This window comes from uncultured Roseobacter sp. (genome assembly GCF_947496515.1).
In the GTDB taxonomy this organism is placed as follows: domain Bacteria; phylum Pseudomonadota; class Alphaproteobacteria; order Rhodobacterales; family Rhodobacteraceae; genus Roseobacter.
Window position 1 is genome coordinate 1 of the sequence record NZ_CANMDB010000014.1, and the last position, 24,721, is coordinate 24,721.

General features: G+C 65.3%; 23 protein-coding genes and 1 tRNA gene. 9 read left to right on the forward strand and 15 right to left on the reverse strand.

Going from position 1 to position 24,721, the window contains the following annotated elements; translation table 11 throughout:
- The 4 genes from Q1A53_RS19605 to Q1A53_RS19620 all read left to right on the forward strand — a co-directional run.
- On the forward strand, positions 1-1,677 hold a 1,677-nt coding region (locus tag Q1A53_RS19605; protein ID WP_299969749.1), incomplete at its 5' end, for an ATP-dependent helicase.
- Positions 1,678-1,942: 265 nt separating this feature from the next.
- On the forward strand, positions 1,943-2,212 hold the full coding sequence (locus Q1A53_RS19610) for a DUF3489 domain-containing protein (protein WP_299969752.1): 270 nt from the start codon (positions 1,943-1,945) through the stop codon (positions 2,210-2,212).
- Positions 2,202-2,612, forward strand: a complete 411-nt coding sequence (locus Q1A53_RS19615; RefSeq protein WP_299969756.1) for a DUF2924 domain-containing protein — start codon at positions 2,202-2,204, stop codon at positions 2,610-2,612. Before Q1A53_RS19610 ends, Q1A53_RS19615 begins: the two co-directional genes overlap by 11 nt.
- Positions 2,609-4,249, forward strand: coding sequence for a recombinase family protein (locus Q1A53_RS19620; protein ID WP_299969759.1), 1,641 nt, complete (start codon positions 2,609-2,611; stop codon positions 4,247-4,249). Before Q1A53_RS19615 ends, Q1A53_RS19620 begins: the two co-directional genes overlap by 4 nt.
- A 173-nt stretch (positions 4,250-4,422) precedes the next feature.
- Here the strand turns inward: Q1A53_RS19620 and Q1A53_RS19625 are convergent.
- From Q1A53_RS19625 to Q1A53_RS19635, 3 genes are all read right to left on the reverse strand, one after another.
- Positions 4,423-4,497: transfer RNA gene (locus tag Q1A53_RS19625), tRNA-Gln, on the reverse strand.
- Between the two features lie 86 nt (positions 4,498-4,583).
- Positions 4,584-5,591: an NADPH:quinone reductase gene (locus Q1A53_RS19630; protein WP_299969761.1), complete on the reverse strand. Its 1,008-nt coding sequence runs from the start codon at positions 5,589-5,591 to the stop codon at positions 4,584-4,586.
- A 92-nt stretch (positions 5,592-5,683) separates the two neighbouring features.
- Positions 5,684-6,067: an SH3 domain-containing protein gene (locus Q1A53_RS19635; RefSeq protein ID WP_299970034.1), complete on the reverse strand. Its 384-nt coding sequence runs from the start codon at positions 6,065-6,067 to the stop codon at positions 5,684-5,686.
- 235 nt (positions 6,068-6,302) lie between these two features.
- Here Q1A53_RS19635 and Q1A53_RS19640 point away from each other — a divergent pair, with 235 nt between their 5' ends.
- The 4 genes from Q1A53_RS19640 to Q1A53_RS19655 all read left to right on the forward strand — a co-directional run bounded on the left by Q1A53_RS19640 (position 6,303) and on the right by Q1A53_RS19655 (position 13,221).
- Complete coding sequence (locus Q1A53_RS19640) at positions 6,303-7,289, forward strand: D-glycerate dehydrogenase (protein ID WP_299969763.1); 987 nt, start codon at positions 6,303-6,305, stop codon at positions 7,287-7,289.
- A 24-nt stretch (positions 7,290-7,313) separates the two neighbouring features.
- Positions 7,314-9,092 carry a gamma-glutamyltransferase gene (ggt, locus tag Q1A53_RS19645; protein ID WP_299969767.1) on the forward strand — a complete coding sequence of 593 codons (1,779 nt, stop codon included), beginning with the start codon at positions 7,314-7,316 and terminating at the stop codon, positions 9,090-9,092.
- A gap of 24 nt (positions 9,093-9,116) precedes the next feature.
- Entirely contained in the window at positions 9,117-10,511 is a 1,395-nt protein-coding gene (locus Q1A53_RS19650; protein ID WP_299969771.1) for an FAD-linked oxidase C-terminal domain-containing protein, read from the forward strand.
- Between the two features lie 217 nt (positions 10,512-10,728).
- A complete protein-coding gene (locus Q1A53_RS19655; RefSeq protein WP_299969773.1) occupies positions 10,729-13,221 on the forward strand; it encodes an FAD-dependent oxidoreductase in 2,493 nt (830 codons plus the stop codon).
- Between the two features lie 419 nt (positions 13,222-13,640).
- On the opposite strand, the gene Q1A53_RS19660 is transcribed toward Q1A53_RS19655, so the two are convergent.
- Genes Q1A53_RS19660 through Q1A53_RS19690 form a run of 7 tightly spaced genes read right to left on the reverse strand, consistent with a single transcriptional unit; the run spans position 13,641 to position 19,485 of the window.
- Positions 13,641-14,549, reverse strand: a complete 909-nt coding sequence (locus tag Q1A53_RS19660) for a DMT family transporter (RefSeq protein WP_299969776.1) — start codon at positions 14,547-14,549, stop codon at positions 13,641-13,643.
- Positions 14,546-15,340 (reverse strand): ABC transporter permease, encoded by a 795-nt coding sequence (locus tag Q1A53_RS19665; protein WP_366872969.1) that lies wholly within the window; start codon positions 15,338-15,340, stop codon positions 14,546-14,548. The genes Q1A53_RS19660 and Q1A53_RS19665 overlap by 4 nt, the downstream gene beginning before the upstream one ends.
- Positions 15,333-16,268, reverse strand: coding sequence for an ABC transporter permease (locus Q1A53_RS19670; protein WP_299969782.1), 936 nt, complete (start codon positions 16,266-16,268; stop codon positions 15,333-15,335). Before Q1A53_RS19670 ends, Q1A53_RS19665 begins: the two co-directional genes overlap by 8 nt.
- Complete coding sequence (locus Q1A53_RS19675; RefSeq protein WP_299969785.1) at positions 16,268-17,023, reverse strand: ATP-binding cassette domain-containing protein; 756 nt, start codon at positions 17,021-17,023, stop codon at positions 16,268-16,270. Before Q1A53_RS19675 ends, Q1A53_RS19670 begins: the two co-directional genes overlap by 1 nt.
- A complete protein-coding gene (locus Q1A53_RS19680; protein ID WP_299969788.1) occupies positions 16,987-17,670 on the reverse strand; it encodes an ATP-binding cassette domain-containing protein in 684 nt (227 codons plus the stop codon). The genes Q1A53_RS19675 and Q1A53_RS19680 overlap by 37 nt, the downstream gene beginning before the upstream one ends.
- Positions 17,667-19,187 (reverse strand): ABC transporter substrate-binding protein, encoded by a 1,521-nt coding sequence (locus Q1A53_RS19685; RefSeq protein WP_299969791.1) that lies wholly within the window; start codon positions 19,185-19,187, stop codon positions 17,667-17,669. Before Q1A53_RS19685 ends, Q1A53_RS19680 begins: the two co-directional genes overlap by 4 nt.
- 13 nt (positions 19,188-19,200) lie before the next feature.
- Positions 19,201-19,485: a DUF6525 family protein gene (locus tag Q1A53_RS19690; RefSeq protein ID WP_299969794.1), complete on the reverse strand. Its 285-nt coding sequence runs from the start codon at positions 19,483-19,485 to the stop codon at positions 19,201-19,203.
- A gap of 103 nt (positions 19,486-19,588) precedes the next feature.
- On the opposite strand from Q1A53_RS19690, the gene Q1A53_RS19695 reads away from it, so the two are divergent.
- On the forward strand, positions 19,589-19,993 hold the full coding sequence (locus tag Q1A53_RS19695; RefSeq protein WP_299969796.1) for an Rrf2 family transcriptional regulator: 405 nt from the start codon (positions 19,589-19,591) through the stop codon (positions 19,991-19,993).
- Between the two features lie 102 nt (positions 19,994-20,095).
- Here the strand turns inward: Q1A53_RS19695 and Q1A53_RS19700 are convergent, their stop codons facing one another.
- The 5 genes from Q1A53_RS19700 to Q1A53_RS19720 form a co-directional block, all read right to left on the reverse strand.
- Complete coding sequence (locus tag Q1A53_RS19700) at positions 20,096-21,034, reverse strand: aldo/keto reductase (RefSeq protein WP_299969798.1); 939 nt, start codon at positions 21,032-21,034, stop codon at positions 20,096-20,098.
- Between the two features lie 178 nt (positions 21,035-21,212).
- Complete coding sequence (gene plsY / locus Q1A53_RS19705; RefSeq protein WP_299969801.1) at positions 21,213-21,794, reverse strand: glycerol-3-phosphate 1-O-acyltransferase PlsY; 582 nt, start codon at positions 21,792-21,794, stop codon at positions 21,213-21,215.
- Positions 21,794-23,077, reverse strand: a complete 1,284-nt coding sequence (gene pyrC, locus Q1A53_RS19710) for a dihydroorotase (RefSeq protein WP_299969803.1) — start codon at positions 23,075-23,077, stop codon at positions 21,794-21,796. The genes plsY and pyrC overlap by 1 nt, the downstream gene beginning before the upstream one ends.
- Before the next feature lie 117 nt (positions 23,078-23,194).
- A complete protein-coding gene (locus Q1A53_RS19715) occupies positions 23,195-23,743 on the reverse strand; it encodes a hypothetical protein (RefSeq protein WP_299969805.1) in 549 nt (182 codons plus the stop codon).
- Positions 23,740-24,687, reverse strand: a complete 948-nt coding sequence (locus tag Q1A53_RS19720) for an aspartate carbamoyltransferase catalytic subunit (protein ID WP_299969808.1) — start codon at positions 24,685-24,687, stop codon at positions 23,740-23,742. The genes Q1A53_RS19715 and Q1A53_RS19720 overlap by 4 nt, the downstream gene beginning before the upstream one ends.
- Between the last annotated feature and the right edge of the window lie 34 nt (positions 24,688-24,721).

Here is a 24,721-nt window from a genome sequence, read left to right on the forward strand (position 1 = left end):
AGAAACCATCGTCCAGATGGACCAAACGCCAATCATGCACTAACAATCAAATTGGACCACTCAGGTGGGGCTGATCATGCCTGCATTACATACAATAATGAATGCGCAAGGGAGCTGGAAACAAGGCTCGCCGCACTCGGCATAGAACCAGGACGAAGAGCCTTCATCGGAACGGTCCACTCATTCTCCCTGACGCAGATTGTCCTTCCCTATGCCAAAGCCGCCGATATGGGGCTTCCCGATGAGTTCTGCGTCGCAACCCGCGCTGAACGTAGTCGCGCATTAGAGACCGCGTACAACAAGGTGATCGGCGGACGCGAAAATCCACAACAGATCGATTTCCGGATGGGTACATACCGTCGATCCATTCTCAATAGGAACAGCGCGGAGTGGCGCGAAGCCGATTCAGAGATGGCTTCATTAGTGGAGGCCTTCGAAGCCGAGCTCAGGGCGATGGGCCGAATTGACTTTGACGATATGCCGCTTCTCGCCGTTAGGGCCCTACGCGAGCATGAATGGCTGCAACGCGCAATTCTCGCCAAGTACCCCGTCCTCGTGGTTGACGAATACCAAGACCTCGGGCGAGCGCTCCATCGTATGGTCATGGGGCTATGCTTCAGCACGGGGATGCGGCTGTTCGCGGTCGGAGATGCCGACCAGTCCATCTATGAATTCAACGGGGCGAACCCTCAGCTTCTTCGCGAGCTGGCGGCTCGTAAAGAAGTTGAGTGTGTGCGATTGCGGCTGAACTACCGATCCGGCTTGAAGATTGTGGAGGCGTCAAATTTTGCGCTTGGCGAAGCGCGAGACTATGAGGCGGCTGACGGTGCGGAGGAAGGCACGGTCTATTTTCACCCTCAGCAAGGCAGCTACGAACACCAGGCCGCAGAGGCATTTAGGACAATCATTGCTGACATCGCCAAGCAACATCCACATTTGGAACCCGGAGACATCGCCATTCTTTACCCCGCCGCTTGGCTGGGCGACAAGGTTGCCGAAGTGGCGCAGCAGGTCGGCCTGTCAGTCATCAGAACTGACACGAATGCAATCTACCCTCGTACCAGCCGCCTGATGCGGTGGCTTGAACGTTGCGCGCAGTGGTGCACCGGCGGATGGCAGACAGGAACTCCGCGCTTCAGCCAGCTGGTCAACGAGGGCGCGCGATTGTTCGCCGGAGAGATCAACACACCAGAGTCGCGCTTGGACTTCCAACGTTCACTAATGGACCTTCTATGGTCGCGACGCGATAGCGCCTTACCACTGAGACAATGGCTTACAGATGTTCGCGCCGCCATCATCATCGACCTGATTGCCAAGTGCCGCACGATGAAAGACGAGGGCGAAACGTTAGACACTTTCATCGCGCGCACCCAAGCAGGCAAGGACTGTGCAGATATGACTCTCGCCCAGTTCGCTGGCCAAGGCGAAGGGAACGAAAGCCTGCACCTGTCGACACTTCACAGTGCCAAAGGTCGAGAGTTTCCGATAGTCATCATGTTCGGCATTGATCAGGGGAGCATCCCAAGAAAAAACAGCACTGACTCGCAGGCGTTAGAAGCGCGACGTCTCTTCTACGTGGGCTTCACGCGGGCGAAATCGGAAGTTCACATCATGCATTCCGAATCGCGTCCGTCGCCTTTCGTAACAGAATTAAAAAATCGACTGGGAGTGGAGTGAACTCAATACCCAACGGGGCATGGGCGTCACGAGTGCACATTTGAGATGTGTCTGCTTACCGGGGTGAGAACGTCCTACCCTGCGCACAACGAAGGTCCGCTTTCTGCCCCTTGTGCAGGGTTTTCTCATAAACTGACTGGACTTCAACGGCTGGCGGAGCGGTAGTGTCAGTGCGCGCGATAAGTATTCGCATGGCTCGCCTGGAACTTCCGGGTTCTGCTCAGTAGCAGCGAGATCTTTCCGCTGATCATCTGAGGAGACGGCCATGACCTATTCACCCAAGAAACGCGCCACCAAGAAAGACCAGCTGATCAGGCTGCTCGGCACGAAGTCCGGCAGCGATATCAGATCACTGAGCACAAAGCTTGGCTGGCAACAGCATACGACAAGGGCGGCGCTGAGCGGTCTGCGGAAAGCCGGGTACGAGGTTGCCAGTGAAAAGCCTGTGTCCGGCGGCGTTTCAAGATACCGCATCCTGTCTGCGCCAGAATCACAGCAGGGCACAAAAGCTGCGGCCGAGACCAATGGGGCGTGATCCGAACCCCAAGCGTCCGGCGGCGCTCGCGCAATGGGAGGCCGTCTTCGGATCACCTCCGCCGCCGTATCTGTCCGTGCCGTTCATGCAGAAGGCGTTGGCATATGAAGCACAGTGTAAAGCGTCGGGCGGATTGTCGGCAGGAACAAAACGCGCGCTGAAACGCATTGCGAAAGGCGAGACGGTCGCCACGTCGAGCAGCAGCAGCCTGCGGCCGGGCGCGCAGCTGGTTCGGGAGTGGAACGGGAGAACCTACCAAGTTCACGTTATTGATGGTGGCTTCGAGATGGACGGCAAAGCGTGGAAATCGCTATCCGGCATTGCGAAACACATCACCGGTACGGACTGGTCTGGCCCGCGTTTCTTCGGACTGACGGCCCGGGCAGCGGGACGATCATGAAGAAACTCCGATGCGCTATCTACACCCGGAAATCCTCGGAAGACGGCCTTGAGCAGGAGTTCAACTCGCTCGACGCTCAGCGCGAAGCCTGCGCGGCTTACATCACCAGCCAGAAGCATGAGGGTTGGGTGCTGCTGCCGCAGAACTATGATGACGGTGGCCTGTCGGGAGGCTCGCTGGACCGGCCTGCGCTGCAAAAACTGCTGCAGGATATCGCGGACGGGCTCGTCGATCAGATTGTCGTCTACAAAATCGACCGTCTGACACGATCCCTCGCGGATTTCTCCCGGATCGTCGATACGCTGGATGCAGCAGGGGCGTCCTTCGTCTCAGTCACGCAGTCGTTCAACACAGCGACCAGCATGGGGCGTCTCACCCTGAACATGCTGCTGTCGTTTGCGCAGTTTGAGCGCGAAGTCACGGCAGAGCGCATCCGCGACAAAATCGCAGCCTCAAAGCGCCGGGGTCTCTGGATGGGTGGGAATGTGCCGCTGGGATACGATGCCGATGGCAGGACGCTGAAGATAAATGACAAGGAAGCAACGACGATCCGCGCGCTCTACGAACTCTACGAACAGCATGGCACTGTCCGGGAAGTAAAGGTGGCTGCGGATCAGCAAGGTTTACAAACGAGGCAAAGATCGACAGCCGATGGAAAGCTAACGGGTGGCGGGGCATTTGATCGCGGCCATATTCACCACATCCTGATCAACCCGGTTTATTCAGGACGCATCCGCCACAAGGAAAAGGTCTTTGACGGGCAGCATGATGCGATCATCGATCCGGATCGTTGGGACCGCATCCAGCAGCAGCTGCAGGAGGGTGCTGCAAAAGGCAGGGCTCGCAAGACGGCGAAGCAGCGATCGCTGCTTCGCGGCAAGCTCTTTGATGAAACCGGCGATCGGCTGACCCCGTCGCATTCCAGGACGCGGGCTGGGGTTCGGCTGCGGTACTATGTGTCACATCGCCTGATTAAGAAAAGCGGCGAGGCGAACCTTGATGGCTGGCGCTTGCCCGCCCGGGAACTGGAGGCAAAGGTCGTGTATTTGATGTTTCAGCGGCTAAGCGATACGGCCTTCGTTAGCAGGTTGGTTCTGAACTGCTCCGCAGAAGAAATAAAGACTCATCATAGCATCCTGCAAAAGCTGTGTGCCGACAAGGACATCAGTCACGTGCTCAATCTCGTTGAGCGGATCGATCTCAGCCCCGGTGAGCTGACCATCACAATTGACCCCGTTCAGCTTGCTTCAATAATCAAAGCTGGCGCTGACGAGATCGACGAGGAGCTGCAGATGATCACGGCGCCCTTCCAACTCAGGAAGTGCGGCGTTGAGACCAAGCTGGTCCTTGCTGATGCGTCCGGCGGCGTCGACGAAGCCCTGATCCGGAACATCGCCAACGCGCATCTCTGGTTCGGGCAGATCAAAGCAGGCAGAACGCTGTCTGAGATTGCAAAAGCCGAAGGCACAACAAATGGCAGGATTTACCAGCTGATCGATCTGGCCTTCCTCGCCCCTGACATCGTCCGGGATGTGCTTGACGGCAAACAGCCCTTGGGCTTCACGTCCGACTGGTGCGTGCGGCACACGCTGCCGGGCAGCTGGCAGGACCAACGCGGTCTGATCGCGACTCTCTAAACACAACTTCGCGGACACTCGTATCGCGCAAAACCCAACCTCAGACTTTGGGGCATATTGCGAGTTATCTGCGGGGTACGGACATTCTGCATCCGGTGTATATCCCGGTAACCCATTAAAATAAGGCGACTATCAGGACGGACAGTCGTATCGTCTGCTTTTAGAGAAGTGTTTGGCTGGGATGGTAGGATTCGAACCTACGGTACACTGTACCAAAAACAGTTGCCTTACCACTTGGCTACATCCCAACGTGGGCCGTTAAATAGGCCGAGCGGGCGGGGCGCGCAAGGGTTCTCTTGAATAAAATCAAGTGCAATCTGGTCACCGCCCACGCTCAGCCTTTGACGTCGATCAGGATCGTTCCGGCGCGCCCCCCGCGTTCGACGGCCTCATGGGCAGCATGGGTCGCATCCAGCGGAAAGATCTCCGCTACGGGTATCTCAAGGGCACCGCGGTTCAGCGCATCGTGCAGGTGCTGGATAGCGCGCTGCCGTTCTTGCTCGTGGAGCAGGTAGATCAACGCGATGTCGATGGTCACCGCCTTGAAAAGCAACGGGTAGAAGGGCAGGATAGGTGTCATATCTTTCGCGGAACCATAGGCCGCGATGGTGCCGTTGGGTGCGATCACCGCCGTATCCGTGGCGATGTTGCGCCCGAATTCAACTTCGATAATCCGGTCGACCAACTGACCGTCATTGGCGGCCAAGATCTGATCCACGATGGTATCCGCGTTGTAGTCGACCACGGCGCCCGCACCTGCCGCCTCTGCCCGGGCCAGACCCGAGCCTTGGGCCGTTGCAATGACACGCGCGCCTGCGGATTTGGCCAATTGCACGGCGAGATACCCCACCGTGCCCGCGCCTCCCTGAACCAGCACCGTCTGGCCTGAGATGTCGCCACCGGCAAAAACCGTGTGCGCTGCGGTCAGACCGGGGATGCCGAGCGCCGCGCCAACCTCCGCGCTGATACCATCCGGCAGCGGGACGGCCTGCGTGGCGGGCAACACGATATGGCTGGCGGCGGTGCCGAACGCGCGCTGCCACTGGCCATTCCAGATCCAAACTCTTTCGCCCAACCGGGCCGGATCGACCCCTTCTCCGACGCGGCAGATCACCCCTGCTCCGTCGCTGTGCGGGATGATCTGCGCGAAAGGCGGCCGGGTTACCCCGGGGCGTGATCCGGCCCGTGCTTTGACGTCCGATGGGTTCACGCCGGAGAATGCAAGCTCGACACACACTTCGCCGGCTTCGGGGGCAGGCAAGACATGCTCACCGGATCGCAAGACCTCGGCCGCGGGGCCGAAGGCATCGTAGCTGACCGCCTTTGTCCGTATCTCTGTCATCGCATGCTCCCGTGATGTCTCGCGTCACCGCGCCATGACACCCCACCCGGCGGCCCATCTGATCCTGAGACGCGAAGCGCCCATGCGCGACCCTAGTCGCGTAACTCCTCGGCACCGACACCCCAGAGCCGGGCCTTGGGCGCCCAGCCACGGTAGCCACCCGATCGCAGCTGGCACCACTCCGGCCCGCATTTTCCCAGGCGCGCGACGACGCCGCTTTCCAGCTCTGCGGTCACGGGGGCCTCCGCGTCTGGCCGCATGTGCAACCCGAGCCTGTCCTGTTCCACGATCACTGTGCGCACGCCTGACAGCAGGGAATAATGCACCCAGCCGCCCTGGCCCTCGCGGTCCTCGACCCGGCGCCAGTGACCGTGTTCGGCGGTGATCTGCAGCGGCATGTCGCGGCGCTTGAACACCCAGTCGATGCGGTGGGTCAGCGACGGCCCCCGCCGTGCATTGCCCTCCGCAGCCTTCATCGACACATAGCGCGGCAGCTGCAGGTTGGTGACTGGCCCGGTATCGCGCGCACCCACGCCTCCCCCAGCTGGGAGGCACAAGGCGCACGCAAGCGCCAACAAAAGCAATCTGGTCATGACACGGCCCGTTCGTGGTAATTCGCTCGTTTGTCGTGGCGAGGTTCTTGTGCGCACCCGCCTTCTGGGTCACCATGCCATGGAATGCGCTGTTGCGCCAAGGGTGAGAAGGGTGGAAATGGCAAAGCCGAAGCTGAGTGTGGTCGTGACGCGACGCTTGCCCGAGGCGGTGGAAACCCGCCTGTCGGAGCTTTTCGATGTGACGCTCCGGACCGATGATACGCCGATGAGCCGGGCCGACCTGATCGCAGCGCTTCAGGGCGCGGATGTGCTGGTGCCAACGGTGACGGATGAGATCGACGCAGGCTTGATCAGCCAGGCCGGAGACCAGCTCAAGCTGATTGCCAACTACGGTGCGGGGGTAGACCATATCGACGTGGCCACCGCCCGGCAGCGCGGGGTGCTGGTCTCCAACACTCCCGGCGTACTGACGGACGATACCGCTGATATGACCATGGCGCTGATGCTGGCGGTGCTGCGGCGGATCCCCGAAGGGCTCAGCGTGATGCAGTCGGGCGACTGGGAGGGCTGGGCGCCGACGGCCTATCTTGGCGGGCGCGTGGCGGGTCGCCGTCTGGGCATCCTCGGCATGGGACGTATCGGGCAGGCGGTCGCGCGCCGCGCTGCGGCCTTTGGCATGCAGGTGCATTATCACAACCGCCGCCGTCTGCGCAGCGAGGTGGAAACCGCGCTGGAGGCCACATGGTGGGAAAGTCTCGACCAGATGGTCGCGCGGATGGACGTGATCTCCGTCAATTGCCCGGCGACGCCTTCGACCTTTCATTTGATGAACGCCCGCAGGCTCAAGCTGATGAAACCCGAGGCTGTCATCGTGAATACCTCCCGAGGGGAGGTGATCGACGAGGCGGCGCTGACCCGGATGCTGCGCGCGGGCGAGATCTCCGGCGCGGGGCTGGACGTCTACGAGCACGGGGTCGAGGTCAACCCGCGGCTGCGACAGCTGGGCAATGTGGTACTCTTGCCGCATATGGGGTCGGCCACCCGCGAAGGGCGGATGGAGATGGGTGAGAAGGTGATCATCAACATCAAGACCTTCGATGATGGCCACCGCCCGCCCGATCAGGTCGTGCCAGCCATGCTCTAGGGCATCAATCAAGGAGGAGACGCCATGCGAACGTTTTTGACCGGTCTCGCGCTGCTTGCCGCCACATCCGCTCAGGCGCAACAGGCAGCGGATGCGGTTCAGCCCGAGGCCGCAACGCAGGGTGCTTTCGAGGCGATCTCGCCCGAGGTCGCCGAAGCGCTGGAGGCCAAATTCGCAGGGACCCCGGTGACAGCGGACAATTGGATGGTCGCTGCGGCCAACCCCTGGGCCGTGCAGGCTGGTGCCGATGTGCTGGCCGCGGGCGGCACCGCTGCCGATGCGCTGGTCGCCGTGCAGGCCATGCTGGGGCTGGTGGAGCCGCAGTCCTCCGGGCTGGGCGGCGGGGCGTTCCTTGTTTACTACGATGCGGCGACGGCGACACTGACGACCCTCGACGGGCGCGAGACGGCACCGCAGGCCGCGACGCCGCGGCTCTTTCAGGACGCGGCGGGCGAGCCGCTGGGGTTCTTCGATGCGGTGGTCGGCGGGTTGTCAGTGGGCACGCCCGGCACGCCTGCGTTGATGGCAGACGCGCACGCCCGGTGGGGCGCGTTGGACTGGTCGGCGCTGTTGGCGCCTGCGATCACCCGGGCCGAGGAGGGCTTTGAGGTCTCACCGCGCCTTGCGGGTCTGATCGCTGCCGATGCAGAGCGGCTGGGCCGGTTCCAGAGCACCGCTGACTATTTTCTACCCGGCGGCACGCCTTTGGTGGCTGGAGATTTGCTACAGAACGCGGCCTATGCGGAGACGTTGCGCGCGATAGCGACAGGCGGGGTCGAGGCCTTCTACACCGGCCCCATTGCGCAGGACATTGTCGCGACCGTTCAAGGGGCCGAAGGCAACCCCGGTGTGCTGTCGGAGGTGGATCTGAGCCTTTATCAGGTCAAGGAACGAGCCCCCGTCTGCGTTACCTACCGGGCGCATGATGTCTGCGGCATGGGGCCACCGTCCAGCGGCGCGCTGACCGTGGGGCAGATCCTCGGGATGCTGGAGAGCTATGACCTTTCTGCCGGGCCTGCGGATGATGAGGTACGGCGGCTGATCGGTGACGCCTCGCGGCTCGCTTTCGCGGACCGGGGGCGGTACATGGCCGACAGCGATTTCGTGCCCGTGCCCACCGACGGTCTGGTGGATCCGGCCTATCTGGCGGAGCGCGCGGCGCTGCTGTCGGGCGATGACGCGCTGCCCGAAGTGGCACCGGGCGCGCCCGCCTTCGACCATGCGCTGAACTGGGCCGATGATGCCTCGCTGGAACTGCCCTCGACCTCCCATTTCGTGATTGTCGATGGTGCAGGCAACGTCGCCTCCATGACCACGACGATCGAGAACGGCTTTGGCAGTCGGCTCATGGTGCGGGGGTTTCTGCTCAACAATGAGCTGACGGATTTCTCCTTTAGATCCCACGAGGACGGGGTGCCCATCGCCAACCGGGTGGAGCCCGGCAAGCGCCCGCGGTCCTCGATGTCGCCCACCATCGTGATGCAGGACGGCGCACCTGTGCTGGCCATCGGCAGCCCGGGCGGCAGCCGCATCATCGGCTATGTGGCGCAGAGCATCATTGCCTATCTGGACTGGGACATGGACGTACAGCAGGCCTTGTCGGTACCGCATGCGGTCAATCGTTTCGGCACATATGATGTGGAAGAGGGTACGTCGGCCGAGGCGCTGGCGCCGGCGCTGACAGAGCTTGGCTATGAGGTGAACACCCGGGCACTGACCTCCGGCCTCCACGCCATCGAGATCGGCGACGGGCTGCGCGGCGGCGCGGACCCGCGGCGCGAGGGCATCGCCCTTGGCCGCTAGGGGCTCCGGGCAGGGGATGAGACAATGAAACACGAGACCTTACCGCGTAACGAAGACGGGATCGCCACGGTCGCGGGCGTGCTCAAACAACGCTTTGGCGACCGGTTTCAGACCGGTCAGGCGTTGCGTGAACAGCACGGCCACACCACCACCTGGATCGAGAACCAGCCCCCCGATGGCGTGGTCTTTGCCACCTCGACGCAAGAGGTGTCCGAGATTGTGGGGCTGTGCGCCCAGTACCGCGTGCCGGTCATTCCTTTCGGCACCGGGACCTCGCTCGAAGGGCACCTCAACGCACCGGCGGGCGGGATCTCCATCGACGTGAGCCAGATGGACAGGGTGCTGGAGGTGAACGCGGGCGATCTCGATTGCCGGGTGCAGCCGGGGGTCACGCGCGAGGCGCTCAATACGCATCTGCGGGACCGGGGGCTGTTCTTTCCCATCGATCCCGGTGCCAATGCCTCGCTGGGCGGCATGACGGCCACGAATGCTTCGGGCACCAACGCCGTGCGCTACGGGACCATGAAGGACAATGTGCTGGCGGTGGAGGCCGTGATGGCTGACGGGCGGATCATCCGAACCGGCACCCGGGCGCGCAAATCCTCAGCCGGTTACGATCTGACCCGGTTGCTGGTGGGCTCCGAAGGAACCCTGGCGGTAATCACGGAGGTGACGCTCAAGCTGCATGGCATACCGGAGGCGATCAGTGCGGCGTGGTGTTCCTTTCCGACCGTGGATGCCGCCTGCCGTACGGTGATCGCGGTGATCCAGTACGGGCTGCCGGTGGCGCGGATCGAATTGCTGGACGCGGTGATGGTCACCGCGCTCAACGCCTATTCAAAGCTCGACCTGCCGGAGACGCCGTTGCTGCTGCTGGAGTTCCACGGAACGGACGCCTATGTGCGCGAGCAGGCGGCGGTTTTCGACGACCTGGCCTCAGAGCACGAGGGTTTTGGCTATCACGCGACTGCCACCACCGAAGAGCGCAACCGGATCTGGCAGGCCCGCCACGATGCCTATCCTGCGATGCTGCAGTACCGGCCCGGGGCGCAGGGCATTGCGACGGACGCCTGCGTGCCGATCTCGCGGCTGGCGGATTGTGTCACCGCGGCGCAGGAGCGTGCCGCGGAACTTGGGCTTGTCGCGCCGGTGGTCGGCCATGCGGGTGATGGCAATTTCCACATCTCACCGCTGATCGACATGTCGGACGCGGGCGAGGTCGCGCGGGCGGCAGATTTTGTCACGTGGCTGAACGGGCTCGCGATTTCAATGGGGGGCACCTGCACGGGGGAGCACGGGATCGGGCAGGGCAAGCGGCCATATCTGGTCGACGAGCTGGGCGAGGCAACGGTGGTCATGAAGCAGATCAAACGCGCGCTCGACCCGCTGGATATCCTCAATCCGGGCAAGATCCTCTGAAGATTGGCGTGGTTGGTGAGAGATGGGGAGTGTCAGCGCCCCTGACATGCGTCGGCACGCCTCCGGCGGGAGTTTTTTTGGCAAGATGACAGGGGAGCCGTGCGACACTGCCGCAGGGTGATGTCGCTTTCCCGCCATGACGGGTCGGGGGTGTTTTGCCGCGCCGCCCGGTGATGGATAAAGCTGGCGACAGGTCATTACGTCGGGAGCCAGGCTCATGAAAACAACGGTCAAAGCGCTTGTGGTCGGGGGAGGTGCTGTTGGCACCTCCATTGCGTATCATCTCGCACGCGCGGGCTGGGAAGATGTGATGTTGCTGGAGCGGGACGAACTGACCTCTGGTTCCACATGGCATGCCGCGGGGCTCTTGCCGTATTTCAACATGTCCTTTGCAACCACCCACATCCACGACCACTCCATTCGTTTTTACAAGACATTGGAGGCGGAAACCGGTCTGAACGCTGGCTTTGCGGTTGTCGGCAACCTGCGCATGGCGCAGACGCAGGCGCGCATGGATGAATACATGCTCTATGCCTCTACCGCCGAGACCTGCGGTGTGCCTTACCAGTGGATGACGCCGGAGCAGATCAAAGAGCGTTGGCCGCTGATCCGCACAGAGGATCTGAAGGGTGCGCTCTATCACCACACGGATGGCTACATCAACCCTGCCGATGTGACCATGGCGATGGCAAAGGGCGCGCGGCAACGGGGCGTGATGATCGAACGGAAATGGCAGGCGGACGGGTTTCACTGGACCGGTGACGCCTGGGAGGTCACGGCTACCAAGATGACCGAACGGGGCGGCAACCTGGTGCCGACGGACGAGCAGGTTGTGATCACCGCGGACCATGTGGTCACCGCCTCGGGCAATCACGCGCAGCGGACCGCGCGGATGCTGGGGATCAAGATCCCCGCCATCCCCGTTGAGCACCAGTTTATCGTGATGGATCAGGATCCTGCTCTGGTGACGTTCCGCGGTGAAGGCAACGTCGAGCACCCTGTGATCCGTGACGCCGATGCGCAATCCTACGTGCGCGAGGAGCGCGGCGGCTGGATCCTCGGGGTGTATGAAAAAGGGGCGCCCGCGCGGTTTGAATACGGGGTGCCGGACAGCTTTCGCGCGGATCTTTTTCAGCTCGATCTGGACCGGATCGAGGATCAGTATATGGCGATGAACCACCGCATTCCGTCCTGCGAGGACTGCGGGCTGAAGGATGATTTCAACGGGCCGATTTGCTACACGCCCGACGGCAATCCCCTGGTCGGGCCGGCGCCCGGGTTGCAGAACATGTGGCTGGCCGAGGGCTTTTCCTTTGGCATCACCGCGGCGGGTGGCACGGGGCATTACCTCGCTCAGATGATGGTGGAAGGCGAGGCAGAGATCGACATGGCCTCGCTCGACCCCAAGCGCTATGGGCCATGGATGACCACGGAGTACGCCGCGCGCAAGAACGAGGAGGCCTACAACCACGTCTACATCCTGCATCATCCCGATGAGGAACGGCCCGCGTGCCGACCCTTGCGGACCTCGCCGGCCTACGACCGGCAGGCGGCGCGGGGCGCGCAGTTTGGGGCTGTCAACGGATGGGAGCGCCCGAATTACTATGCAACGCAAGGGTTTAGCGATGAAGGTGCGCGCTCGTTCCGGCGCGGCGGCTGGTGGCAATACGCGGTGGAGGAGGCCCGTGCGATCCGGCAGGGCGTGGGGCTCATCGATGCCACGGCCTTTGCCAAGCACCGGATTTCGGGGCCGGGGGCCACGGGTTTTCTGGACTGGCTAACGACCAACAGGCTGCCCAAAGTGGGGCGGATCAACCTGACCTATGCGCTGACGGATCATGGCACCACGCGCACTGAGTACACCATCGTGCGACTGGCGGAGAACGACTATTACCTCGTGTCTTCGGGCGCCTGGCACGCCTATGATCAGGATTTCCTCTACAAGGCAGTAATGGAAAAGGAGCCCGAGTTCGGGCGCATCAACGAACAGGACGTGACCACGCAATGGGGTGTCTTTGCGCTTGCCGGGCCGAAGTCGCGCGATGTGCTGGCGGAGCTTGTCCGGGATGCGGATCCGGCGACGGCGCTGTCCAACGCGCGGTTTCCGTGGTTGTCGTGCCGGGACATCGAGCTTGGGATGGTACCTGTGCGGGCGATCCGCGTGGCCTATACGGGCGAGCTGGGCTGGGAGCTGCATCACCCCATCGAGATGCAGAACCATCTCTTTGATCTGCTGGAAAAGGCCGGGGAAAAACATGGGCTTAGGCTGGTGGGCGCACGGGCTCAGAACTGGTTGCGGCAGGAGAAGAGCTATCGCGCTTTTGGCACGGAACTGGGGCGGGACGCGACGCCGCTGGAGGCGGATCTGGCGCGATTTGTGCATCTGGACAAGGACTTTCACGGCAAGGTCGCCATGGCCGACAAGGGCATCCGGTCCACATGCGTGACGCTGCTGATCGACGGGCCCGAGGACGCCGACCCCTGGGGGCGCGAGGCGCTCTATCAGGGGGACAACCGCGTCGGGCGGTTGACCTCGGGGGGGTATTCCGTGGCTTTTGGCAAGAGCATCGGCATGGGCTATGTGACGCCGGATCTGGCGGTGCCGGGGACCCGGCTGGAGATCAAGATGTTCGACCGCCTGTGGCCCGCGGAGGTGGTCGAGGACAGCCCCTATGATCCGGCCAATGCACGCATCCGGCAGGACGGCTGAGCACCGCACGCCGGGGGTTAACGCGCAGGTCGCGCAACGGGGCAGAGGCGTTCCGGGCAGCTCGGGCCTCTGCGGTCTGATCGGCAGGCCTGCAGGGGATTTCCGATGTCTGTACGACGTCGGTATCACGTCGGTATTGCGTCGGTGCTTTTGTCGGTGCCGGTGGGGTTTGGGGGGGTTAAGACGCCGTGCGCGGGTGAAACCCTGACAAACCGTTAACTCCGGGCGAGGGCACGCAGCGCGCGCTGCGTGGGCGCGGGATGGCATGGGACAGGACAGGGGGCCGCTGGCCGGGGTGGCTCCGAACCTGCCGGGGGGTCGCTGACGCATCGGGTTGAGCCGGGGCGCACGCGGCGCGCGCCGCGTGGGCGCGGGTGGCAGACGGCGGGGACAGGGAACCGGGGCAGTCCGCCGGATGGTTACCGGCGCGGCGCGGGTGCGTTTTCGGCCGCGCGCGGTCTTTCGGCGGCGGCGAGGGCCGCGCCTATCAGGACGAGCGGCAGGGCGAGCACAAAGCTGCTGGAAAGCGGCAGCCGGAAGATCACAAGATCGGCGAGGATCGGCCAAATTAGGGCGATGTATTCAAACGGGGCGAGCCGCGTCGCCTCGGCGTAGCGAAAAGCGAGCGTCATTGCGATATGCCCAAAGCCGCCCAAGAGCCCGGCGCCCACCAGTGCGAGCAACGTCCAGCCGCCCGGCATGACCCAACCGGAGGGCAGGGTGGCCAGCGCCCCAATCATCGAGGCCAGCACAAAGTAAAGCGCGATGGCGCCCGGGCTTTCGGTTCGGTTGAGGCTGCGGACCATGATCATGGCCAAGGCGGACAATGTGGCAGAGAGCAGCGCCAGCAAAACCCCCGTCAGGCGCGCGTCGCTCCCGCCCTGTGTGCCCAGTTCCGGCCAGAGCATCACGATCACGCCCGCAAAGCCGAGCGCGAGCGCGCCGCCCCGCCAGAGGGTCAATCGTTCGCCCAGCAGGCCCACCGCGGCGATGGCCATCAGGATGGGGGAGAGCTGCGCGATCAGGATGGCTTCGGCGATGTTGAGCCGTGCGATGGCGGCGAAGGAGGCGAAGAGCGCCATGGCCCCGAAGCTGGCGCGCAGCAGGTGGCCACCGGGTCGCCGGGTGGCCAGCCCTTGCGGGAATTCCTGCCGCAGCCACAGGAACACCACGAGCGGGATGATGGCGAAGGCGGAGCGGAAAAAGACAATCTCGCCCAGCGGGACGTCCTGGCTGACGGCCTTGACGCAGATGAACATGCCCGCCAGCAGCACGCCCGACAGGATCCGGAGCGCGATGCCCAGGGCAGGACGGTCGGTGTGGGTCATCTGTGCACGTCCTCGCCGCCGAGCGCGTCGCGCAGGGCGTCTCCGGCCAGGTTGATGGCGAGGACGCAGACCACCACCGCCAGCCCGGGCCAGATCATCTGCAGCGGAGTGGAGCGCATGTGGATGCGCGCATCCAGCAGCATGGTGCCCCATTCGGGCAGGGGCGGCTGCACGCCGAACCCCAGAAAACCGAGCGCGGAGATGCCGAGGATGGCGCGCGCGAACATGCCGGTCCAGACAACGGCGAGCGAGGGCATCAGCGACGGCAGGTAGTGCCAGCGCGCGATGGCCAGCGGCGACAGGCCCGCCAGCCGGCCCTGCACCACATAGCCGCGTGTGCCCAGCGACAGACCGATGGCGCGCGCCACCCGTGCATAGCGCATCCAGCCGGTGACGGTCAGGGCAAAGATCAGGCTGCCGGTGCCCGCACCCAGCAGCCCCGCGATGACGACGGCGGCCACCAGTTCGGGAAAGGCCAGAAACGTATCGGTGGTGCGCATCACCACCCAGTCGGCCAGCTTGCCGCCCAGGGCAGCGACAAGACCTGCGAGCGTGCCGATGAGCAGCCCCGCGACCGAGATCAGGAACGCCAGCCCCAGCGACCAGCGCGCCCCATGCAGCAGCCGTGACAGGATGTCCCGCCCCATGGCATCGGTGCCCAGCCACCAGTCAGGCCCGGGCGGGCTGAGGCGCTGGGGGATGTTGATCTGTGTCGGATCATGGGGTGCCAGCACCGGCCCCAGGAGTGCCAGCGCCATGAGTATCAGGGCAAGGCAGCCGACGCTACGCATGACGGTCCGCGATCCGGGGGTCCAGCCTGCGGTAGATGAGATCCGTGACGAGGTTCACGGTGACGAAGAGCACTGCGGTTAGCATCACCACCGCCTGCACCTTGGGAAAGTCGCGGGTCTCGATCGCGCTGACGAGAAAGCTGCCCAGACCGGGACGGGCAAAGATCACCTCGACCATGACGGCGCCTTCGAGCAGGAACGCCAGTTCCAGGCCAAAGACGGTCACCACCGGGATCGCCGCATGGGGGGCGATGTGGTCGCGGGCGATGTCGCGCGATGCCACGCCGCGGCGCTGGATCGCGGGCAGGAACGGCTGGTTGCGGGCCTCCAGAATGCCCGAGCGCAGGATGCGGGTGAGCGCGGCCGCAACACCGAGGCCGAGGGTCAGCGCCGGCAGGATGACATGGGCGGGGCTGCGGGCGCCCATGGCGGGCAGCCAGCCCAGCTGGACCGCAAAGAGCAGGATGAGCAGCAGCCCCAGCCAGTAGGCCGGGATCGCCGCCCCGATGGAAGCGAGTGCGACGGCGCTGCGGTCGCGCCAGCCACCCGGGCGGCGGGTCGCGGCATAGGCCAGCGGCAGGGAGAGGCCGAGGCCGATCATCAGCCCGGCCAGGGCCAGTGGTACGGTGTAGGAAAAGGCTGTCAGCAGCTCGGGCCAGATGTCGCGCCCGGTGACCATGGATTGCCCGAAGTCCCCCTGCAGCAGCGGTGTGATCCAGCCCAGAAAGGCGGGCCAGAAGCCTGCATCGAGGCCTGCTTCCGCGCGGATCAGCTCGACCACTTCGGCGGGCGGGATCGCGGCGTAGCGGGCCTCCGCGATGGCCAGGGCGGGATCGCCGGGCGCGTGCCAGAGCAGCGAAAACGTGGCCAGTGCCGTGCCGGTCAGCACGACCACCGCGCGCAGCACCAGCCCGGCGACCGTTCGCATCACGCGACCCGTTCCAGCGCGCCGAGCGCGAAGGCGGCATCGCGCAGGCGGCGGCCATAGTCGGTTTGCGGGGCCTCCACGAAGGCGCGCGCAGGCGTCAGCTCTTCGATGCGTCCGGCCCGCAGCACCGCGATGTCATCGGCGAAGGCCGCGGCATAGCCCAGATCGTGGGTGACGATGAGCGCGGCGAAGCCCGCCTCGCGCTGCAGGGCGGCGATCAGCCGGGCGGTGTGTTTCTGGGTGACCGCATCGAGGGCGGAGAGCGGCTCGTCAAAGAGCACCAGAGGCGGGGCCGCGATGAGGGCGCGCAGGATGCCCACGCGCTGGGCCTGACCGACGGAGACCTGGCCCGGGCGGCGTGCCAAGAGGTCGGGCGTAATTTCCAGCCCCTGACACAGAGCGGCCAGCCGGTCGGGATCCGCGCGCGTGCCTGTCGCTGTCAGGGGCTCCATCACCGAGCAGTGCAGGCTGAGGGCGGGGTTAAACGCGCTGCGCGGCTCCTGCATCACCAACGCGGGGCGGCAGTGGCGCACGGGCGCGCCGTTCCAGCTGACCGCGCCGGAGGTGCAGGGCACCAGCCCCAGCACGGCGCCGATCAGGGTGGATTTGCCCGCGCCGCTTTCCCCGACAACCGCGAGGGTCCGACCGGGCGCGAGGGACAGGGACACATCCTGCAGGGTGGCTGAGTTGCCGCGCCGGACGCAGACACGCTCGACGCTCAGCACGGCAGTTCCAGCCAGTTGCGATGGGCGCATAAGCTCCGCCCGGCAGCCGTCGCGGGGGCGGAGAGGACCTGTGCTGTGGGGGCATCCTCCACCACCCGGCCCGCGTCCATGACCATCAGCCGCTGAACCCGCCGGGCGGCGAGCCCGAGGTCATGGGTGATCAGCAGCAGGGCCGTGCTGCGGTCCGCCAGGTAGCGATCGAGCAGATCCATGGTGTCTGCGGCCACGACCGGGTCGAGCGCGGAGGTCGGCTCGTCCATCACCAGCAGATCCGGTGTGCCGATCAGTGCCATGGCGATGACGAAGCGCTGCTGCATGCCGCGGCTCCATCCCCAGGGGCGCGTGCCCAGATCACCGCCCGCGATGTGCAACGCCTCAAAGAGCGCACCCTGCCTGTCCGGATCCGGGGCGAGTGACAGCGCGCGCTCCGCCTCGCGCCAGTGAAACCCCATGGACCGGAGCGGGTCGAGCGCCTCATCGGGGCTTTGCGGCACATGCGCAACAGACTGCCCGCCGGCACGCAGGGCGTCGATCAGCGCGTGGCCGAGGGTCGATTTGCCGGAACCGGACGACCCCACGAGGCCGACGCATTCGCCGGGTCCGATCTGCATGTCCGTGGGGTGCAGGATCGCGCGGCCCGCGCGACATGCGCTCAGACCCGTGGCGGTGATGGTCATTCGGTCATGGCAGTCTCATGGGTGAGCCAGTAGGTTTCTGTCGGATGCACAGCGTAGCCGGTCAGCCCCGCGCGCGCCACATTGGTCTGGCTCACGTGAAAGACCGGGATCATGGCGGCCTCCTCAGCGATGATCTGCTGCACGCGGTCGTAGATCGCTGCGCGCGCTTCGGGATCGAAGGTGGTCCGGCCATCGGTGAGCAGCTTGTCCAGTTCGGCATTGTTATAGCCGCCCGCGTTGGACCCGCCGGTGGATTTCAACAGCGCTTCGAGCACCGCGGCGGGATCGCCTTGCGGTGTGGTCACCCAGGCCTGCAGGAACATGTCGGCGGTGCCCGCTGCAATCGCGTCATTGCTGGCGCCATATTCGCCGACGCGCACGTTGGCCGTCACCCCGATGGCCTGCAGGAAGGCCTGTGTAAGCTCGGCGGTGGGGGGCAGTGCTGCGCGGGAGGAATAGGTGACGATGTCGATCTCCAGCGGGGCGCCGTCCAGCATCCAGATGCCACCCTCCTTGACGGCCCCGGCCTCGGCCAGCAGTTCCTCTGCCAAGGCTGGGTCATAGACCGGGTCGATGTCCGCGGCCCATCCCATGCGGGCGGGAAAGACGGTGCCCGCGGGCACGCCGCCAACGCCCGACAGTGCTGCATCGACGATGCCCTGCCGGTCAATCGCCGCCGCGACCGCACGCCGGATCAGCGGGTTTGTCATGGGGCCGCTGGCCGCGTTCATCGTGTAGAAATAGAGCCGCGCCGTGGGGGCCGCAAAGCCGAGCGCGCCGGTTTCCTGAATGCGGGCGAAATCGGTTTCGGGGTAGTTGATCACCATATCGACTTCGCCTGCCTCAAAGGCCAGTGCCGCGGCGCCGGGATCGGGGATGCCCACGACGCGGACCTCGTCGAAGCCGGGGGTGCCGAGGCGGTAGTTTGCGTTGGCCTCAACCCGGTAGAGCTGGTCGGGGATGGCGTCGCGAAAGACATAAGGGCCAGTGGCGTTGATCGGGTAGTCCTCGGAGGCGGGGCCGAGCACTGCGAGGCCCGGCTCGGACAGGCTCCACGGAAAGGCGGCGTTGGGGCTGTTGGTCTCGAACACCACCACACGGTCGCCATCCGTGGCCAGCGAGGCCAGATCCAGCAGGTTGGCGATGCGCTTGTTATGACCCGGGTGTGTTTCGTCCATGATCGGGTCGATGGCGTCTACCACATGCTGCGCTGTGACCGCGGTGCCATCGTGGAACACCAGCCCCTCGCGCAGGGTGACGCGCCAGAGAGTGGGTGCTGCCTGCTCGATCCCGCTGGCCAGCCGCGGAACGAGGCTCAGGTCATAGTCGATGCCCATCAGCGTTTCGGTCACGCCGCTCTGGTTCGACAGCCAGCCGTTGTAGCCCGCGCGGGGGTCCGGCACCTCGGCGGTCGGGGCGGAGCCCGCGATGGTGAACGTGCGGTCTTGTGCGGCTGTGATCTGGGCCGCGCCGAGGGTGAGGGCGGTGACAAGGGCCAGTCGTGTCATGAGGGTCATGGGGCGCAATCCTTCAGGCTTGGGGCGATGGGGGTGTCTTGGTGCTGTGCAGATCGCGGGCGAGCGTTCTGGCTTCGGCCTGCGAGAGGGAGGCAAGCGTCTGCTCCACGCTGAGACCCTGTGCATGGGCCCGCTGCCAGAGGCGCCGGGCGGAGACGGGCGACCAGGGCAGGGCCGCCTGACCCAGCCATTGCCGCAGGGGGGCTGGCAGGGCGTCGTAGGCCTGCATGGGATCGCCGCGTCGGCGCTTGCTGCGCAGGCTGGTTTGTCCGATATTGCGGGGGTGTTGTGCTGACATCCTGAGCGCCGGGCTGGTTGAGATACATCTCGCAACTAGCGAAGTTACTGGAGCCACGCAACACGAAATGTTACGTAAGGGCAATGATCCGCGGAGACCTACCTTGAAGCGAAACAGTCGACTGTCCCTTGCCCTGCATACGCTCAGCCACATGGCGGGGGATCCGGGCCGCATCCGTACCTCTGCCGACATTGCCGCCCATGCGGGCACGAACCCGGTTGTGGTGCGGCGGGTGCTGGGGCGGTTGCGCGAGGCGGGGTTGCTGACCTCCGAGAAGGGGCACGCGGGCGGCTGGCGACTGGCGCGGCTGCCCGAGGCGATCACGCTGGCGGATGTGTATCTTGCGCTGGATGAGCGGCTGGTGGCCAGTGACGATACCGCCGAGACCCCGGCCTGTTCGGTGGAACATGCGCTGCACGAGCGGGTGTCGGGCGTGCTGGACGAGATCGAGCAGAGCCTGGTGCAGCGTCTGGGCGAGACCTCGATTTCCGAGGTATGCGGGCGCTAAGGCGCTTGGACCGCCCTGGGGGCGGTCGGTCGCACCGTGCAAAGCTGCCCGGTGTGGTTGCGGCAGGTCGCGGCTTTTCCCGTGCCGCCGAGATGTCGGCGGTCAGCCCTGCTCTTCCAGCCGGTCGGTGGCGGGTGGCGGCGTGGGGCTGAGGGCCGCCAGACGCGCGTAGAGGCTCTTATCCATCCGGTAATCGAGGGCGGCGAGGGAGGGGGCAAGCTGTGCGGTGCTGCGCGCGGAGATGATGGGCGTCGGGCCCATGGGGTGGGCTGCGGCCCAGGCCACGGCGAGCGTCGCGGGGTCTGTGCCCAGCTCGGTGGCGACGGTGGCAAGGCCCGTGGCCGCGTCATGCATCCAGTCCTGGCCGTAGCGCGCTGCATAGCGGTCGTCCTCCGTGAGCCGACCCGCGCCGCCACCGCCGTATTTGCCCGTTAGCAGCCCACCACCCAGCGGCGAGTAGGGCGCGCAGGCGACGTTCTGATCCGCGCACATGGGCAGGATCTCGACCTCCGCCTGCCGTTTCACGAGGTTGTACATCGGCTGCAGGATGTCGACCGTGATCTCGAATTTCGCCGCGATGGTGAGCGCCTTGACCACCTGCCAGGCGGCAAAATTGGAGACGCCCACGTAGCGGATCTGGCCTTTGGCCTTGAGCTCGGCCAGAGCCTCCATGCTTTCGTGCAGGTCGGTGTGCGGATCGAAGCGGTGCATATAGAGCACGTCGACCATGTCGAGGCCGAGGCGCTTGCGCGACACGTCGAAGGTCTTCTGGATATTGGATTTCGAGCCGCCGCCCTCGTAGGCGGCCTTGGTCGCGATGATCAGGCCATCGCGGCGGTCGCCCAGCATCCCGCCCAGCAACTCTTCTGAGGCGCCGTCGTTGTAGACGTGGGCAGTGTCGAAATGGGTGATGCCTGCGGCGAGACAGGCCTCGAACATCTCGCGCGAGGCGGTGGCGCCGGCGCGCCCGCCGAACTGCATGGTGCCAAAGGCGAGGCGGCTGGCGGGGGTGCCGTCGGGGCTGGTGAGGATCTTGGTCATGGGCACAGAAGTGGCACGGTGCGCGCCGGGTGGCAATACTGCGGGGCCCGGACGGTCACCGTAGGTCTGTCGGTGGTCTCTGCGCGGCCCCTGGGGGCGGGGCGAAGGCGCTTGCAAGCGCCTTGCCAGCGCCCAGCGGCGGCGGTCGCGACCGGTGTGATCACCGGAGCGTTTCCGCCTATCTGCCGATGCGGGGTTCTGTGCCTGCGCGGATGCGGGCGATGTTGCCGCGGTGCCGCCAGAAGACCAGCGCTGCCAGGGCCAGCGCGAGGATCGCGCCCGCGGGCAGGTCCATGAGCAGCATCAGGAGCGGTGCGGCGGCGGCGGAGACGAGGGCACCCATGGAGGAGATCCGGCTGGCAGCGGCCCCGGCGAGCCACGCGAGACAACAGCCCAGACCAACGGGCCAGGCGAGCGCCAGCACGATGCCGAGGAAGGTCGCCACACCTTTGCCGCCGTTGAACCGCAGCCAGACCGGGTAGCAATGGCCGATCATCGCGGCGAGCCCGGCAATCAGTGCGGCACTTTCACCAGCGATATAGCGGGCGAGCAGCACGGCCACCGCTCCTTTGCCCGCATCAAGCAGCAAGGTCAGGGCCGCCGCCAGCTTGTTGCCGGTGCGCAGGACATTCGTGGCGCCGATATTGCCGGAGCCGATGTCGCGCAGGTTGCCAAGACCCATGAGCCGCGCGAGCAGCAGACCGTAGGGGATCGAGCCCAGCAGGTAGCCCGCAGCGGCCCAGAGCAGGAGCGTTCCCATCAGTCGGCCTCGAACACTTGAGCACCGGCCACATAGGTGGCCAGCACGCGGCCCTGCATTCGGGCGCCGTCAAAGGGGGTGTTGCGGGATTTGGAGCGCAGCGTCGCGCGGTCCATCAGGAAGGGCGCGTCGGGATCGAAGAGCACCAGATCGGCGGGCGCACCGAGGCTGAGCCGCCCGGCCGCCAGCCCCAGCCTGTCCGCCGGGTTGCGCGCCATGGCGCGCCAGAGTGTGGGCAGATCCACCAGCCCTGCGTGGTAGAGGCGCATGGCCGCGGGCAGAAATGCCTCCAACGCGACAGCACCCGAGGCGGCCTCCTCAAAGGGCAGGCGTTTGCTTTCCTCGTCCTGCGGTGTGTGCATGGAGCTGATCACGTCGATCAGCCCGCTGGCCACGGCCTCAGCCACGGCGAGCCTGTCCTGCTCGTCGCGCAGGGGCGGCTTCAGCTTGAAGAAGGTGCGGTAGTCGGCCACGTCGAGCGCGTTGAGCGTCAAATGGTGGATCGAGGTGCCCGCGGTGATGTCGAGCCCGTTGGCCTTGGCGCGCGCGAGCGCGGGCAGGGCCCGGGCGCAGGTGATCTGATCGGCGTGATAGCGCGCGTTCGTCATCTCGATGAGGGCAATGTCGCGGTCAAGCCCCATGCGCTCGGCCATGGGCGAGACACCGGGCAGCCCGCGCAGCGAGGCGAATTTGCCGGAGGTGACAGCGGCACCGCGGCTGAGCCCGGGATCCTGGGGATGGCCCACGACCAGCGCGCCGAGACCGCGCGCGTAGGACAAGGCCCGGGCAAGCACCTTGGTGTCGGTGACCACCCGGTCGCAATCGGTGAAGGCCACGGCGCCCGCGTCCATCAGAAAGCCGATCTCGGTCATCTCGCGGCCCGCGCGCCCCTTGGTGAGTGCTGCCATGGGCAGGACGTTGACGGGGGCGGCCTCGGCGGCGCGGCGGGCCACAAACTCCAGCGCTTCGGGGCTGTCGATGGCAGGGTCGGTGTCGGGTCGGGTGATCATCGTTGTCACGCCGCCCGCCGCTGCCGCCAGCCCCGCGGACCGGTAGCTTTCCTTGTGCCGGTCGCCGGGTTCGCAGACCTTGACGCCCAGATCGACGATGCCGGGGGCGAGGTATTTCAGACCGCAGTCGATCACGCGGCCGGAGGTCAGCCTTGGCGCGTCGCGGGGCAGATGGCGCGTGATGCGCCCGTCCTCGACCACCAGACCGCCGGTGACGACCTCGTCGCGGTCGGGGTCCACCAGCCGGGCGTTGAGAAAGGTGAGCTTGGTCATGCGCCGACCCAGAGCATCAGGCCCACCAGCGCAAAGATCAAAAGCAGCGCGATGGTGGCGATGCGACCGGACATCCTGGGGTCTTTGGGCTCTTTCATGGGCTGTGGCTCGCGGCTGTCATGTGAAAAGCGCCCAGAGACCAAGGCCCAGCAGCACGATGATCGCCGCCACGACCATGACACTGCCGGGACGGCCCCGGACGGGGGTGGGCGGCGTCATCTGGGGTGCACCGCTGTAGGGTTTGGCGCTGTCGGCATCGAGCGGCGGGCCACTGACCGGTTTGGGCCGGGGCTCGGCGTAGGTGCCAATGAGCGTGAGCGCATCGCCGGGGGTCAGCGTGACATCGCTGCCCGCGAGGCTGTCGGAGAAAAAGAGCAGCACGTAGCCCTCCAGCGCATCGAGCCGGGCGCGGTCCGCGGCCAGCGCGTCATCGGGGACGGCGTAGCCTTCGGCGAGATAGGCGGCGAGACCCACGCCCGCGAGATCGGAGACGGGAAAGATCTCCGTGCTGGTGGTGTCGAGATGCGGCGCGCCCAGAAGCTCGCGTGCTAGGTCCGGTTTGGGCGTGCTGGCGAGGGCTGTCGCCATGTCACCCGGCGGTCGGTTGATCGCGAAGACGCGGATCTGCCCGCGCTCGCCCGCGGGGATATGGAGCGGCGCGCTCACGCGGCTGTGCCCCGGGTCAGTTTGAGGTTGCGCGCGAGCAGATCCATGGCGGCCATGCGCACGGCCACGCCCATCTCCACCTGATCCTGAATGACGCTGCGGTTGATGTCGTCCGCCAGCGTGCCGTCGATCTCCACCCCGCGGTTCATGGGGCCGGGGTGCATGACGATGGCGTCCGGTTTGGCGTGGGATAACTTTGCGGCGTCCAGACCATATCGGTGATAATACTCCCGCTCGCTGGGGATAAACCCGCCATCCATGCGCTCTTTTTGCAAGCGCAACATCATCACCACATCAACGTCGCGCAGCCCTTCGGCCATGTCTTCGAAGACTTCCACGCCGAATTCCGCGATACCCGAGGGCAGCAGCGTCGGCGGGCCGATCAGGCGCAGCCTGTTCTCCATCTTGCCCAGGAGCATGATGTTGGAGCGGGCCACGCGGCTGTGTGCGATATCGCCGCAGATGGCGATGGAAAGCCGGTGCAGCCGCCCTTTGGCGCGCCGGATCGTGAGCGCATCGAGCAGCGCCTGCGTGGGGTGTTCGTGCCGGCCGTCGCCCGCGTTGAGCACGGCGCAGTTGACCTTTTCCGCCAGCAGGTTCACGGCACCCGAATGCGGATGGCGCACCACCAGCAGATCGGGGTGCATGGCGTTCAGCGTCAGCGCCGTGTCGATCAGCGTCTCGCCCTTTTTGACGGAACTGGCCTGCATGGCCATGTTCATGACGTCGGCGCCCAGCCGCTTTCCCGCGATCTCGAAGCTCGCCTGGGTGCGGGTCGAATTCTCGAAGAACATGTTGATCTGGGTGAGGCCCGCCAGCGCGTCGGCGTGTTTGTCGGGCTGTCGGTTGAGGGCGGCATAGCTGTCCGCCAGATCGAGCAGCGTGGTGATCTCTTCCTGGCGCAGGGCCTCGATCCCCAGCAGGTGGCGGTGCGGAAAACTCATGATCGCCATCTACGTGATTTCGCGGCGGAGGGGA

What these genes read in the sequence shown, in the direction of transcription:
- Q1A53_RS19610 (WP_299969752.1), top strand. Translation starts at nt 1,943, where the DNA reads ATGACCTATTCACCCAAGAAACGCGCCACCAAGAAAGACCAGCTGATC.
- Q1A53_RS19615 (WP_299969756.1), top strand. Translation starts at nt 2,202, where the DNA reads ATGGGGCGTGATCCGAACCCCAAGCGTCCGGCGGCGCTCGCGCAATGG.
- Q1A53_RS19620 (WP_299969759.1), top strand. Translation starts at nt 2,609, where the DNA reads ATGAAGAAACTCCGATGCGCTATCTACACCCGGAAATCCTCGGAAGAC.
- Q1A53_RS19630 (WP_299969761.1), bottom strand. Translation starts at nt 5,591, where the DNA reads ATGACAGAGATACGGACAAAGGCGGTCAGCTACGATGCCTTCGGCCCC.
- Q1A53_RS19635 (WP_299970034.1), bottom strand. Translation starts at nt 6,067, where the DNA reads ATGAAGGCTGCGGAGGGCAATGCACGGCGGGGGCCGTCGCTGACCCAC.
- Q1A53_RS19640 (WP_299969763.1), top strand. Translation starts at nt 6,303, where the DNA reads ATGGCAAAGCCGAAGCTGAGTGTGGTCGTGACGCGACGCTTGCCCGAG.
- ggt (WP_299969767.1), top strand. Translation starts at nt 7,314, where the DNA reads ATGCGAACGTTTTTGACCGGTCTCGCGCTGCTTGCCGCCACATCCGCT.
- Q1A53_RS19650 (WP_299969771.1), top strand. Translation starts at nt 9,117, where the DNA reads ATGAAACACGAGACCTTACCGCGTAACGAAGACGGGATCGCCACGGTC.
- Q1A53_RS19655 (WP_299969773.1), top strand. Translation starts at nt 10,729, where the DNA reads ATGAAAACAACGGTCAAAGCGCTTGTGGTCGGGGGAGGTGCTGTTGGC.
- Q1A53_RS19660 (WP_299969776.1), bottom strand. Translation starts at nt 14,549, where the DNA reads ATGACCCACACCGACCGTCCTGCCCTGGGCATCGCGCTCCGGATCCTG.
- Q1A53_RS19665 (WP_366872969.1), bottom strand. Translation starts at nt 15,340, where the DNA reads ATGCGTAGCGTCGGCTGCCTTGCCCTGATACTCATGGCGCTGGCACTC.
- Q1A53_RS19670 (WP_299969782.1), bottom strand. Translation starts at nt 16,268, where the DNA reads ATGCGAACGGTCGCCGGGCTGGTGCTGCGCGCGGTGGTCGTGCTGACC.
- Q1A53_RS19675 (WP_299969785.1), bottom strand. Translation starts at nt 17,023, where the DNA reads ATGCGCCCATCGCAACTGGCTGGAACTGCCGTGCTGAGCGTCGAGCGT.
- Q1A53_RS19680 (WP_299969788.1), bottom strand. Translation starts at nt 17,670, where the DNA reads ATGACCATCACCGCCACGGGTCTGAGCGCATGTCGCGCGGGCCGCGCG.
- Q1A53_RS19685 (WP_299969791.1), bottom strand. Translation starts at nt 19,187, where the DNA reads ATGACCCTCATGACACGACTGGCCCTTGTCACCGCCCTCACCCTCGGC.
- Q1A53_RS19690 (WP_299969794.1), bottom strand. Translation starts at nt 19,485, where the DNA reads ATGTCAGCACAACACCCCCGCAATATCGGACAAACCAGCCTGCGCAGC.
- Q1A53_RS19700 (WP_299969798.1), bottom strand. Translation starts at nt 21,034, where the DNA reads ATGACCAAGATCCTCACCAGCCCCGACGGCACCCCCGCCAGCCGCCTC.
- plsY (WP_299969801.1), bottom strand. Translation starts at nt 21,794, where the DNA reads ATGGGAACGCTCCTGCTCTGGGCCGCTGCGGGCTACCTGCTGGGCTCG.
- pyrC (WP_299969803.1), bottom strand. Translation starts at nt 23,077, where the DNA reads ATGACCAAGCTCACCTTTCTCAACGCCCGGCTGGTGGACCCCGACCGC.
- Q1A53_RS19720 (WP_299969808.1), bottom strand. Translation starts at nt 24,687, where the DNA reads ATGAGTTTTCCGCACCGCCACCTGCTGGGGATCGAGGCCCTGCGCCAG.